Source organism: Geodermatophilus sp. URMC 60 (assembly GCF_053502585.1).
Genome location: NZ_CP199958.1, coordinates 4412520 through 4424348, shown reverse-complemented (window position 1 = coordinate 4424348; position 11829 = coordinate 4412520). Strand labels below are relative to the sequence as shown.

Sequence of the window (11829 nt, the reverse complement as noted above, 5' to 3'; positions counted from 1 at the left end):
GGGCTCAGCCCTGCGCGGGCTCCAGTCGGATCGAGACGCTGTTGATGCAGTAGCGGTCGCCGGTCGGGGTCTGCGGGGCGTCGTCGAAGAGGTGACCGAGGTGGCTGTGGCAGGTGCCGCAGAGGACCTCGGTGCGCACCATCCCGTAGCTGCGGTCCTCGCGGAGCACCACGTTGTCGGCGGACGACGGCTCGTAGAACGACGGCCAGCCGCAGTGCGAGTCGAACTTCGTCTCCGACCGGAACAGCTCGGCCCCGCAGGCCCGGCAGCTGTAGACGCCCTGCGCCTTGGTGTCGACGTACTCCCCGGTCCACGGCCGCTCGGTGCCGGCCTGGCGGAGGACGGCGTACTCCTCCGGCGACAGCTGCGCCCGCCACTCCTCGTCGCTCTTGGTGACCTTCGGCTGGTTCTGCGCGGACGTCGTCATGTGCTCAACGGTACGAGCCCTCGGCCACTGCTGATCAGCCCCCGGCCCGGCATCGCGCGCCCGCACGATCGCCTGCGCCCGGTCGGTGACCTGCAGATTCGTCAGCACATCTGGGGAGGTTGTCGCGCACCGTCTTCGGCGACAGGTGGAGCGCGGCGGCGACCAGGTCGAGCACCTCCCGATCGCGGGCGGTCAGCTGCGGGAACGCCGTGCCGGGGCCGCTCGGCCCCACGCCTCGCGAGGTCGGTGCAGGCCCCTGATGGGTGGCCGCACGCCCCCGCCACGGAAGGACCCTGCAGGGGAGCCGCGCCCCGCCACCGCCTGACCCGGGTGGCGCGGCGCCGTCGTGCGCGGCGGAGACTGGACGGGTGAGCTCGCTGGACACCCCGCTGCCCGACGTCTGGTTCACCCGCGACCTGCCGGTGCTGCGCGCGATCGCCCGGCTCGTCGACGGGCCGGACCACGGCGGCAACCCCTACCTGGGCCAGGTGGTGCCGGCCAGCGGCCTGCCCAAGCCCGAGGTGACGGCGGCGGCGCGGGCGCTCGTGTCGGCGGGCTACGTCGAGGCGCTGACCAACTACGCGGGTGAGATCGTGCGCTTCACCGGGATCTCGACCGAGGCCCGGCGGCTGGCCGGGCTCTGGCCGACCCCGCAGGGGGAGTGGGAGCGGCTGGTCGAGCAGCTCACCGCCCGGGCCGAGAACGCGCCGACCGACGTGGAGCGGGCCCGGTGGCAGGCGTTCGCCGACGCCGCGGTAGCGGTCGGGGCGGACGCCGGCGCCCTGCTGATGTCGGCGCTGATCGGGGGGTACGTGCCGCGAGCCCGCTGACCCCCCTCGAACGACGGCGCCCCCGCCCGGCTGAGCCGGACGGGGGCGCCGTGCTGATCAGGCGATCAGAGCGGGTTGACGTTCGCCGCCTGAGGGCCCTTCTGGCCCTGCTCGATGTCGAACGAGATCCGCTGGCCTTCGTCGAGCGAGCGGTACCCGCTGGTCTGGATGGCCGAGTAGTGGACGAACACGTCCGGTCCGCCACCGTCAGGGGTGGCGAAGCCGAACCCCTTCTCTGCGTTGAACCACTTGACAGTTCCTTCGGGCATTGCTCGCTCCTAGCTGAGGTGGTGCATCGGGGTCCTGCCAGTGCGCAGGGCCTTCCCGACGGCGACGACCCTAGCGGTCGAACGGGTCCCGCGGGGAAGGGGGCGAGCGCGCCGGATCTTGCGGAAATCGTGCGGCTCCCTCGTCGGGGCCCTGCGGAGCGGCCCGGATCGTCGTCGCTGCCGGGACGGACCCGGTCTCCGAACGGAACGGACTCCGCCATGACCGTCACGCCCTCCACCGACCCGATCGTCCTGCTCGACCTCGAGGACCTCGCCGAGGCCGATCTCGACGCCGACCTCACCGAGCGGCTGGAGGCGGACGGCCGGGTGTTCCTGCGCCCGGACGCTGCCGGCGCCCCGACCCACGAGGTCCGGCGGCTGGTCTCGGGCGCCGGTCGGCAGCCCGGCCTGGCCGACGCCGTGTCGCTGGCCTGGGCCATCCGCCGTGGCGGTGCCGCCGCGGCCGCCGTGCACGACCTGGGCCTCAAGGCCGCGATGCTGGCGGGCTGACCCAGCCGCTGCGCCCCCGTGGCGTTCTTCGTGCTCGGGGAGGGCTGCGGGGCGCCGGGGCACGCGGACGGCTCCGGGAGGGAGTCGTCAGAGCAGGCGGCCGGGGTCCTCCGGGAACGGTCGGCCGCGCGCCGGGACGGCGCCGCGCGCCGGGACGGCGTAGTCGCCGCCGGGTGCGGGTTCCCGGGGCCGACCGGCCGGCAGCGCCAGCGGCTCCGGTCGCCAGGAGGACACGGTGATCGTCCCGGCCTCGTCCCAGGACTCCGCCGCGAGGCGCGCGCGTTCCTCGCGCCGCGCCACCACCGAGCGGTGCCAGTGGCGACCGCCGACGTCCGTGCCGACGAGCACGGCGATGCCGACGGCCACGGTCAGGCAGGCGTTGGCCACCGCGGTGGCGACGTCGAGCGCGGTCAGCTGCGGCCAGCCGATCGCCTCGATCTGGGCGCCGACGATCTCGACGACGACGTAGAGCACGCCGTAGGCCAGGAACGAGACCCGCACCGTGCACCTCCTCCGTCGTGGACCGATGTCCCCTCAACGGCAGGTCGGACGCCGGGGCGTCGTGCGCGCGGGCGGCCGTCACCCGTGCGGGTGACGGGTCAGGGACGCAGGACCTCGTTCCACGGCCGCACGGCCCAGCCGGCGACCACACCGTTCACGACGAACGGGTCGCCGGCGATGAACTCCTCGGCGGCCTCCCGGGTGGTGAAGATCCCCATCGCCTCGCCGTTCATCGGTTCGTCGAGGGTGCCGACCATCAGGAGCTCCCCTCGCCGTGCGAACTCGTCGACCCGCGCCGAGTGGGCGGCGTAGTTCTGCTGGGCGAGCGGCAGGAAGTCCTCGACCGCGCGATAGGTCATCACGTACTTCATGGCGGCGCATCCTGGCCCGACCCGGCGTGCGAGCGGGGCACTCCGTGCGTCACCGGTACCCGCGCGCGTCACGCGGACGGGTGGCAGCGCCGCTGCCTCGCTGCTGTCCCGACGACGGCGGGTCATGGTCGTCGGGTGACCGCGCCCTTGATCGCCGTCCTGGTGATCGCCGTGGGCCTGCCCCTGCTGGCGTGGTGCGTGGCCCGCCGGCCGTACTGGTCGCGGCTGCGCCCCGGCGCCGAGCCGGACCCGTGGCGGGACCTGGTCCGGCGGCACGGACTGTCACCAGGGGAGGCGGCGCGGATCGCGGCCGACGTCCCGCGCGGGGTCCGCCTGCCGGATCCACGGCTGCGCCGGGCGGCCGCCGAGTGGGCCCGGGACCTCCTGGCGCAGGAGCAGGTGCGGCTGCCGCGGAACCCCCGGACCCGCGGGGTGGTGGTCGTGCTCGTCGTCGTCTGGGTGGCCGCCGCACTCGGTCTGCTCGTTCCCCGGCTCACCTCGGGCGAGGGGGTCGGCATCCCCTGGGGCGCCGTCGCCGTCTGGGGGGTCATCGGCGTCTGGCACGTGCGCCGCCGCCGCGCGCTGCGGAGGGCCGTCGACGTGAACGACGAGCCCGCCGCCGCCGACGGGAACTGAGCCGGGGCTCAGCCGGTCGCAGACCTCGGCGCTCGGCCGGGCTGCACCCGCATCGGCTCGCGGAGCACCTCGGGGAGCACGCCCCCGGGCGCGGTCCGCGGCGCTACGACCGCAGGCGGCGGCTGAGCGTGGGCCGGTGGGTCGGTGCGCCGGTCGGGCAGGAGCCGGACGTGCACGGTGAGCAGGTCGCCGCCGAGGACGCGTACCACGATCGCGTTGAGCATCCGCAGTGGGTGCCAACGGATGATGCTCCGCTGCCGAGCCAGGGCGTCGTCATCAGGCAGGACCGTGGCGAGGCCGGCCACCCAGCGGTGGCGCAGGCCGACGCGGAGCCGCACGCGCACCCGCGGGTCGGCCTGGATGTTGCGCACGTAGTTCGCGTACGTCCCGTGCTCGGCGATGATCCACAGCGAGTCGCCGCTGCGTCCGTTGCCGACGGGGGTCCGTCGTGGCCGCCCGGACACCCGACCGCGGGTCTCGAGGAGCACGAGTCCGAGCGGGTTGAGCCCCAGCCGCAGCAGCAGTCGCACGAGCGGGTTGATCGTCCACCGCTGCAGGGTGCGCACGAGGACCACCTTGGCGCGTCGACTCCTGGCGGTCAGCGCCACCAGGACCAGGCAGACGGCGCTCTGCGCGATCGGCGCGACGATCCCCGGCCAGGCGTGCGGGTCGACGGCGTACAGCCCCCAGGCGATCGCGAGCCATCCGAGGACGCCGACGGTCATCCCCCGCGGCAGTCCCATACGAGCGTGGTGCACCATACGGTCGTATGGTGCACGGCCGGGGCTCCGCCGTCAACCCCGTCACGAAGCGGCCGGCGCCTCGTCGACCCGCGGCCCGACGACTGCGGATCGGGCCCGGCGTCGTCTCGGTGTGCGTGCCGGAGCGGGGTCGCCGTACGTCCAGGAGCGATCCCGGCTTCCGTCGTCAGTCGGCAGACCCGGGCACCGTCCGGACCTAGCGTCGCTGAGCGGCGGCGGCGGCGACCGGCCAGGCCGTCGAGTCGATCAGCGAGAGGACGCACCGGGATGTCGCGCACGGGACTCACCACCGTGGCACTCGTCGCCGTCGTGTGGGCCGCGATGCTGTCCTTCGGCGGTGTCGCCGCCGAGACCGTGATGCTCTATCCGAACGTCTTCGGCGATCCACCGGCGTCGCTGGAACGGGCCCGTGAGTTCCTCGTCGCGGGAGGCCCGAGCGACTACTTCCCGCCGCTGGGTGCCGCAGTGGTGGTCAGCGGTCTGGCCGCGACGGTCCTGACGTGGCGGGAGCCGCGGGTGCGGTGGTGGGTCGTCGGCGCGGCCGCGGTGTTCATCGCGTGCGACTTCGTGTTCTCGGTCCTGTTCTTCTGGCCGCGCAACGAGGTCATGTTCGTCGACCCGGTCGGCACCCACCCGCCGGAGCGGCTGCGTCAGGTCGCAGAGGAGTTCGTCCTCGGCCACTGGGTGCGCCTGGCCGGCGGCGCGGTGACCTCCGCTCTGACCTTCACCGCGCTGCTGCGCTGGGTCCGCGCCACCGCCTCCACCCCGGCCCCGGCCCAGCCGGTCGAGGTGGGCCGATGAGCACCGCCCGCCGGGTGCTGGGGTTCTCCTGGCCGGTCCTCATCGCGCTCGCCGCGCTGGCCGCCCCGCGGGTCGTGCTGCACGACCTGGGCATCCTCGAGGAGGGCAGCGCCGTCAACGGGTTGTTCGTCTTCGCCCCGCCGGCCTGCTGGATCGCCACCGTGCTGTGGAAGCGCCCGCCACGCCCGTTCGCCACCGTGGTCGTCATCGGCACGCTCTACGGGGTCCTCCCGGCGATCGGCCACCAGGTGCTGTGGGACGCCACCTCCGGCGCGGGCACCGCGTCCCTGGGCGGCGACCTCGGCGGGATCGACCCCGCTGTCCAGGAGGGCCTCCTCCGCGTCGCCGTGATCGTGTCCAGCCTGGTCACCGGCGTCCTCGTCGGGGGCGTCACCGCTGCGGTGGCCCTGCTGCTCCACCGCATCGGGACCGCCGTCCGGGCTCGGCACGGCACCGGCCCGACGACGTCCGCGGGCGGAGGAGGCCAGCGAGCGTGAACGCCTCCGACGAGGTCGACGGGCTCGACCCGACCCGAGCACTGCGGGCGCGCGCCCTGCGCGCGGTCGCCGCCCACACCCCCGCGCCGCCGGACGAAGCCCGTCGTGGCGATCCACCGGCAGCGAGGATCCGCGGCATGACCGCGACCCCGTCCGAGCGCGACCCGCGGGTGCTCCACCTGCCGACCGGTGAGACCATCACGATCGTCGCCTCCGGCCAGGACGACGGCGGCGCCGGGTTCGAGATCGACGCGCTCCTGCCGCCGGGTCCGGCCGGCCCGCCACGGCACCGTCACCGCACGGAGACCGAGACCTTCACCGTGCAGGAAGGGCGTCTGCAGGTGGTCCTCGGCCGGGACACCCGGGTCCTCTCCGCGGGGGACACCGTGACGGTTCCTCCGACGGTGGTCCACGGTTCTCCAACCCCTTCGACGAGCCGGCGCGGATCCGCGTGCGGGAGACCCCCGCGAGGCCCCTCGAGGAACAGTTCCGCGCGCTCGCCGGCAGCGGCCGGATCCCGCCGATCGGGTGGCTCGCCACGATCGACGTGCGCCACGGCCTGTCCTTCGCCGTCCACGGCGTGCCGGACCCGGTGCAGGAGCCGATGTGGCGACTGCTGGCGTGGACCCACAGCCACGTACGCCTCCGGCGACCGACGCCCGCTCGACGGTGATCCGGAGCGAGGACGGGTGGTCGGGGATCGCCGCGGATCGAGGGTGGACGTCTCCCCGGCGCGATCTCTCCGTCGACGCGCGAGGACGTCCGCGCGCCCGTCGGGCTTCCTACCCTGACGCCGTGTCCGACAGCAGGGACGTGTCCGACAGCAGGGACGTGTCCGACAGCAGCGGCGTCCGCGAGGTGGACCGACGCCTGACCGACCCGCTGCTCGCGGTGACGCAGGCGCTCACCGTGGCGTTGGTCATCGCCGCCGATCTGGAGGGGACCGGCCGGGCCACCCCCGGTGCCTACCTGTTCGCCGCCGGCTTCGGCGCCCTGGTGCTGGCGGGCCGGCGTGCCCCCCGGCTCGTCCTGGCGCTGACGGTCCTCTGCGTCTTCGCCTACTACGCCCTCGGCTTCCCTCCGATCGGCATCGCCCTGCCCGCCGTCGCGGCGCTCTACTGCGCGGCCGACGTCGGTGCCCTGCGCTGGGCGGTCGGAGCGGGGGCGGTCCTGGTCTCCGTGGCCGCCTGGGCCCGGGTCGCCGAGGGGCTGCCCACCACCTACCTGCTCAGCTACGAGTTGCTCACCAACGTGGCGCTCGTCGCCGCGGCGATCGCCCTCGGCGTGAGCGTCCGTGCCCGCCGGGAGGCACGATCCCACCAGCAGCGGCTGCGGGCGCTGGCGGCCGCTGAACTGGCCCGCGAGGCCGAGGGCCGGCTGCAGGCGGAGCGAGTGCACATCGCCCAGGACCTGCACGACTCCGTCGGCCATGCCATGTCGGTGATCGCTCTCCACGGCAACGTCGCTGCCGAGGCCATCGGCCGTGACGACGAGGTGGCCCGGCGGGCGGTCGAGCAGATCGGGATGGCGACCTCGGCCCAGCTGCGGGAGTTGCGGGCCACCGTGAAGCTCCTCCGTTCGCCGATGGGCGACGTCGAGCGGGGCGCGGTGGGCCTCTCCGGGCTCGGGCGTCTGGCCGACGCCGCCCGGGAGGCCGGTGTCCTGGTGGATCTCGACGTTCCCGTCGGTGACGGCTGCCTCGACGGCGCCATCGAGGCGGCCGCCTACCGGATCGTGCAGGAGTCGCTCACCAACGTCATCCGGCACTCCGGGGCCACCCGCGCGACGGTCACCGTCGGCGTCCGAGGGGACCGGCTGGAGCTGGTCATCGCCGACGACGGTCCGGGAGGGCGCCCGGTCGGGCCGCCGTCGGCCGGGAGTGGTCACGGACTGGTCGGCATGCGGGAGCGGGCCGCCGTGCTCGGCGGGCAGCTCAGTGCCGGGCGCGGCAAGGCCGGCGGCTTCCTCGTGCACGCGGTGCTGCCGGTGAGGCTGGACCCGTGATCCGGATCGTGCTGGTCGACGACCAGGAGCTCGTGCGCACAGGGCTGCGGACGCTCGCCGAGCGCGACGGCGACATCAGCGTCGTCGGCGAGGCCGGCACCGGTCGGTCGGGCCTGGCACGCATCCGCGAGCTGCACCCCGATGTCGTCCTCATGGACGTCCGGATGCCGGAGATGGACGGCCTCCAGGCGACGCGGGAGGTCGTCTCCGACCCGCAGTTGAGGGACGTCCGGGTGCTGGTGCTCACCACCTTCGACGAGGACGAGCACGTGTTCGAGGCCATCCGCGCCGGCGCGGCCGGTTACCTGCTCAAGGACGTCTCACCGACGGACCTGCGCCAGGGGATCCGCGTGGTCGCCGCGGGCGAGTCGCTGCTGTCACCAGCGGTCACCCGGACGGTGCTGCGGTCACTGGCCGACCGGCTGCAGGCCGAGGTGGACGACGCGCCGCTGCAGGCACTCACCGCACGGGAGAGGGAGGTCCTCGCGCTCGTGGGGCGGGGCCTGTCCAACGAGGAGATCGGCCGAGAGCTGTTCCTCTCCCCGGCGACGGCACGCACCTACGTCTCCCGGCTGCTGACGAAACTCGACGCCCGGGACCGGGCCCGACTGGTCGTGCTCGCCTACGAGACCGGGCTCGTCGTCCCTGGGACGTGAGCGGGAACCGACGGGCCGCACCGTCCGGTGGTGCACCGCAGTGGCCGCCGGGCTTCCGCGACGGGGCCTCCGGGGCTGCGCCCGGATGTTCCCGCTGGCCGCCCGCCTCGAACGGGCGGCTGTCCGTGTCGGACGCGCTCGAGGGATGCCTTCTGCACTGGCACCGGGCCACTGAGCTCGCGCAGCTGCGGGGTTCCTGGTGGAGGCGTCGGATCGCGCGAGGAAGGCGATCGGCTGGGCGTCGTCCGCCTGCTTCCGGCTCGATCCGACGTCGCGGGTGGTCCGGGCTGGTCGCCGTCCGCCAAGCCGCGACCGGCGAGGAGCTCAGTCGGTCGTCATGGCCCGGCGCCGGACGCGCTCGTCGTAGCGGTCCCGCTGCCAGGGCCCCGGCCAGCGCGGCGAGGACGACGGCGCGCGGCCGGGCGTGGCAGGCCAGGGACCAGCCTCCGGCGATCCCGGCCGACGCGGCCAGCCCGACAGGGAACGGGACGGTCGTGGGCGAGGCGTCGACGACGTCCAACGGGATCCCGGCCCGCAGGGCGACGTCCAGCACGCCGGCGATGCCCACGACGATGCCGGCGGTCAGCGTCACCACCTCGAAGGCCCGGGCTGCGGCGGTCACCGGGAAGCCGCTGATCGCATCCTGCGCGGCGCCGACCAGGGACAGCCCGGCGAGGAGCACGACGATGCCGGCCGCGACGACCAGTGAGCTCCGCACCTCGACGTCCCAGGCGAGCAGCAGGACGGCGACGCCGGTGGCGAGCGCGGCCCCGGCCGCCTGCTGGAAGAACAACGGCAGGCTGCGCCGGTTGAGCAGGCGCAGCACCTGGGCGATCAGGGCGGTGGTCAGCGCGGCGATGAGGGCCTCCAGCCACCCGCCGCCGAGGAGGAACCCGACGGAACCGGCGACGCCGGCCCATCCCAGCGCGTTCACGGTGCGGCGGTAGGTGGCGGGTGCCGACACGACGGCGTCCAGCCGGCGGTGTGCCTCCTCGACGTCCAGGCCGCCCCCGCCGACCGCACCGGCCAGGTCGCTGATCCCCTGCAGGCGGGTGTAGTCCATCTGGCTCGTGCGCACGGTCCGCATCGCGGTGAGCGGCACGGCGCCCTCCCGGTCGTAGCTCACCGTGATCGACGTGAAGGTCACGTCGACCTGGCAGTTCACCAAGCCGTAGCCGGCGGCCACCCGCAGCACCGTCGCGGTCACGTCGGCCCCGGAGGCCCCGAGTGCCAGCATCGACGCTCCGATGCGCAGGGCCAGGCCTAGCGCGGCGTGCGCGGTGAGGTCGTCCATCCCGCCGCGCTGCGCCCGGATGCCGATCGGCGCGGTCGGGGGCGAGTTCCCCGCGATGGCCCGCCAGGCCCGCTCGGGGACACGCGCGAACGGCCGGTGACTCTGGAGCCAGGTGGGCACGTCCTCAGGCCATGTCTTCGTGCCGTGTCTCCGTACCGTGCTGCCCGGTCGTCAACCGGCCGGTCACCCCATGACGTCCACGACACTGGGATCGCCGGGCACGGGAGCCGGGAGCCCACGCCCGGCTGGTGGCGCACCTCGGGCGTTGACGTCCGACCGGGTCGATCAGCGGCCGGCCGGCACCGCTGCGGCGGCCTCGGGGTCCACGGTGAGGTCGGTGGCGGAGGTCTCCCGGAGGGCGAGGATGCAGCCGACGCTGAGCAGGCAGAACGCGGCGATGATGGTGGAGACCACGACCGTGCCGCCGCTTGCGGCGAGGACGGAGGCGAAGGCGACGGGCGCGATGCCTGCGCCGAGGCCGGAGATCTGATAGCCGAGCGAAGCTCCGGTGTAGCGGGAGCGGGTGGAGAACAGCTCGGTGTAGAGCGCGGCCAGCGGCCCGTACATCGCGGCGTGCACCACGCCCTGACCGACCACCACGACGAGGGTGAGCAACAGCGTGGACCTGCTGTCGATCATGGGGAACATCAGGAAGGCCCAGACCGCCATCGCCACGGCGCCGGCCACCACCACCGGACGCCGCCCGAGCCGGTCCGACAGCGCGGAGAACCCGATGATCCCGATCGCCGCGACGACCGACGACAGGGTGAGCGCGTTGAGCACCGTCGATCGGAGGAATCCGACCTGCACCGCGTAGGAGATCACCAACGTGGTCAGCGTGGCCTGCGCGACGAACGCCCCGAAGCCGACCCCGACCGACAGGGCGAGGTTGCGCGGGTGGTGGCGCAGGACCTCGAACAGGGGCGGTCGCGCGGGCTGCTCCGCGGCCGCCTCGGCGAACACGGGTGTCTCGGCGACCTTCGCGCGCACGAACAGGCCGACGGCCAGCAGCAGGATGCTGATCAGGAACGGGATCCGCCAGCCCCAGGCGAGGAACGCCTGCTCCCCGGTCAGGCTTGCGGACGCGGCCAGCACCAGGGTCGAGAGCACCACGCCGCTGGGCGCACCCGCGTTGGTGAAGCTCGCCCACAGCCCGCGCCGGGATGCGGCGTGCTCTGCGGACATCAGCACCGCGCCACCCCACTCCCCGCCGACCGCGAAGCCCTGTACGACGCGCAGGAACACCAGCAGGATCGGGGCCCACACCCCGATCTGGGCGTAGGTGGGCAGCAGGCCGATGAGCGTGCTGCCGACGCCCATCATGACCATGCTGATGATGAGCATCTTCTTGCGCCCGATCCGGTCGCCGAAGTGTCCGAACACGATGCCGCCCAGCGGGCGGGCGATGTAGCCGGTGGCGAGCGTCCCGAAGCTGGCGACGGTGCCGACGAGCGGGTCCAGGTCGGAGAAGAAGACCTGACCGAACACCACGGCGGAGGCAGTCGCGTACAGGAGGAAGTCGTAGTACTCGATCACGCTGCCGAGGTAGCTCGACAGCACGGCGCGGCGCAGTTGACTGCGCGAGAAGTGCGGGTGCGTCATCGCGGTTGCCCTGTCTGCTGGAGGTCGGCGGGCCGAGCGGCCGGGGTGGCGCCCGGCCGAGCGGCGGTGGCCAGAGCGGCCTGCGTCACATGCGCCGCCGATGTTAGGAACCTTGATACGAGTTCGCAAGGGCCTTGCTATCAGGCTGCTTGATAGGCTCGGTGCATGACGCAGCGCCTGTCGCCCACGACCGGTGGGCGCGGTCAGCGCCTCACGTACCTGGTCAAGCGCCTCGAGATGGCCGAGCGGGCGCGGATGGACGAGGTGCTGCGGCCCCTCGGGGTGACGTTGCACCAGTACACGGCGCTGAGCATCCTCGAGCGCCGGGAGGGGCTGTCGTCGGCGCAGCTGGCCCGCCGGACCTACGTCACCCCACAGGCGATGCACCAGCTGGTCGCCTCCATGGAACGCGACCGGCTCATCGAGCGCCGTCCCGACGGGGAGAACCGCCGGATCCTGCGTGCCTGGCTGACACGCCACGGTGCCGAGGTCCTGCAGGCCTGTCACGACGTCGTCGACGGCCTGGAGGAGCGGATGCTGTCGGCCCTCAGCCCGGAGGAGGCCGCGGTGTTCGAGCGGGCCCTGGAGGCGTGCCTCGCCGCTCTCGCCGAGCCCGGGCCCAGGGTGCGTCGGATCGAGGCATCGAGGGTCTCGACGGACGAGGCTTGAC

15 protein-coding genes and 2 pseudogenes are annotated in these 11829 nt (G+C 73.9%); 10 read left to right on the top strand and 7 right to left on the bottom strand.

Annotation, left to right across the window (positions count from 1 at the left end; translation table 11 throughout):
* Positions 1-4 precede the first annotated feature (4 nt).
* Positions 5-427, bottom strand: coding sequence for a peptide-methionine (R)-S-oxide reductase MsrB (gene msrB, locus ACWIX3_RS20820; RefSeq protein WP_448609255.1), 423 nt, complete (start codon positions 425-427; stop codon positions 5-7).
* Positions 428-795: 368 nt separating this feature from the next.
* On the opposite strand from msrB, the gene ACWIX3_RS20815 reads away from it, so the two are divergent.
* A complete protein-coding gene (locus tag ACWIX3_RS20815; RefSeq protein ID WP_448609254.1) occupies positions 796-1257 on the top strand; it encodes a hypothetical protein in 462 nt (153 codons plus the stop codon).
* Positions 1258-1322: 65 nt separating this feature from the next.
* Here ACWIX3_RS20815 and ACWIX3_RS20810 read toward each other — a convergent pair whose 3' ends face one another.
* Complete coding sequence (locus ACWIX3_RS20810) at positions 1323-1526, bottom strand: cold-shock protein (RefSeq protein ID WP_012948038.1); 204 nt, start codon at positions 1524-1526, stop codon at positions 1323-1325.
* 219 nt (positions 1527-1745) lie between these two features.
* Here ACWIX3_RS20810 and ACWIX3_RS20805 point away from each other — a divergent pair, with 219 nt between their 5' ends.
* On the top strand, positions 1746-2036 hold the full coding sequence (locus ACWIX3_RS20805; RefSeq protein ID WP_448609253.1) for a hypothetical protein: 291 nt from the start codon (positions 1746-1748) through the stop codon (positions 2034-2036).
* Positions 2037-2123: 87 nt separating this feature from the next.
* On the opposite strand, the gene ACWIX3_RS20800 is transcribed toward ACWIX3_RS20805, so the two are convergent.
* Together ACWIX3_RS20800 and ACWIX3_RS20795 are read right to left on the bottom strand one after the other, a co-directional pair.
* A complete protein-coding gene (locus ACWIX3_RS20800) occupies positions 2124-2537 on the bottom strand; it encodes a hypothetical protein (protein WP_448609252.1) in 414 nt (137 codons plus the stop codon).
* 98 nt (positions 2538-2635) lie between these two features.
* The gene (locus ACWIX3_RS20795) at positions 2636-2908 is read right to left on the bottom strand and encodes a YciI family protein (protein ID WP_448609251.1); all 273 of its coding nucleotides are present in this window, start codon (positions 2906-2908) and stop codon (positions 2636-2638) included.
* A gap of 135 nt (positions 2909-3043) precedes the next feature.
* Between ACWIX3_RS20795 and ACWIX3_RS20790 the strand changes: the two genes are divergently transcribed.
* Entirely contained in the window at positions 3044-3544 is a 501-nt protein-coding gene (locus ACWIX3_RS20790) for a hypothetical protein (protein ID WP_448609250.1), read from the top strand.
* A gap of 8 nt (positions 3545-3552) precedes the next feature.
* Here the strand turns inward: ACWIX3_RS20790 and ACWIX3_RS20785 are convergent, their stop codons facing one another.
* Entirely contained in the window at positions 3553-4287 is a 735-nt protein-coding gene (locus ACWIX3_RS20785) for a nitroreductase/quinone reductase family protein (protein ID WP_448609249.1), read from the bottom strand.
* A gap of 285 nt (positions 4288-4572) precedes the next feature.
* Between ACWIX3_RS20785 and ACWIX3_RS20780 the strand changes: the two genes are divergently transcribed.
* The 6 genes and pseudogenes from ACWIX3_RS20780 (at position 4573) to ACWIX3_RS20755 (ending at position 8263) form a co-directional block, all read left to right on the top strand.
* Entirely contained in the window at positions 4573-5106 is a 534-nt protein-coding gene (locus tag ACWIX3_RS20780; protein ID WP_448609248.1) for a DUF1772 domain-containing protein, read from the top strand.
* Positions 5103-5603 (top strand): hypothetical protein, encoded by a 501-nt coding sequence (locus ACWIX3_RS20775; protein WP_448609247.1) that lies wholly within the window; start codon positions 5103-5105, stop codon positions 5601-5603. The genes ACWIX3_RS20780 and ACWIX3_RS20775 overlap by 4 nt, the downstream gene beginning before the upstream one ends.
* Before the next feature lie 137 nt (positions 5604-5740).
* Positions 5741-6007: pseudogene (locus ACWIX3_RS20770) on the top strand (cupin domain-containing protein); the annotation flags it as partial.
* A 47-nt stretch (positions 6008-6054) separates the two neighbouring features.
* On the top strand, positions 6055-6276 hold the full coding sequence (locus ACWIX3_RS20765) for a hypothetical protein (protein WP_448612514.1): 222 nt from the start codon (positions 6055-6057) through the stop codon (positions 6274-6276).
* Between the two features lie 122 nt (positions 6277-6398).
* The gene (locus ACWIX3_RS20760) at positions 6399-7607 is read left to right on the top strand and encodes a sensor histidine kinase (RefSeq protein WP_448609246.1); all 1209 of its coding nucleotides are present in this window, start codon (positions 6399-6401) and stop codon (positions 7605-7607) included.
* Positions 7604-8263: a response regulator gene (locus tag ACWIX3_RS20755; protein ID WP_448609245.1), complete on the top strand. Its 660-nt coding sequence runs from the start codon at positions 7604-7606 to the stop codon at positions 8261-8263. Before ACWIX3_RS20760 ends, ACWIX3_RS20755 begins: the two co-directional genes overlap by 4 nt.
* Before the next feature lie 601 nt (positions 8264-8864).
* Here the strand turns inward: ACWIX3_RS20755 and ACWIX3_RS20750 are convergent.
* Positions 8865-9500, bottom strand: a pseudogene (locus ACWIX3_RS20750) (threonine/serine exporter family protein); the annotation flags it as partial.
* 342 nt (positions 9501-9842) lie between these two features.
* Positions 9843-11159 (bottom strand): MFS transporter, encoded by a 1317-nt coding sequence (locus ACWIX3_RS20745; RefSeq protein ID WP_448609244.1) that lies wholly within the window; start codon positions 11157-11159, stop codon positions 9843-9845.
* A 165-nt stretch (positions 11160-11324) separates the two neighbouring features.
* Between ACWIX3_RS20745 and ACWIX3_RS20740 the strand changes: the two genes are divergently transcribed.
* On the top strand, positions 11325-11828 hold the full coding sequence (locus tag ACWIX3_RS20740) for a MarR family winged helix-turn-helix transcriptional regulator (protein ID WP_448609243.1): 504 nt from the start codon (positions 11325-11327) through the stop codon (positions 11826-11828).
* The last annotated feature ends 1 nt before the right edge of the window (position 11829 follow it).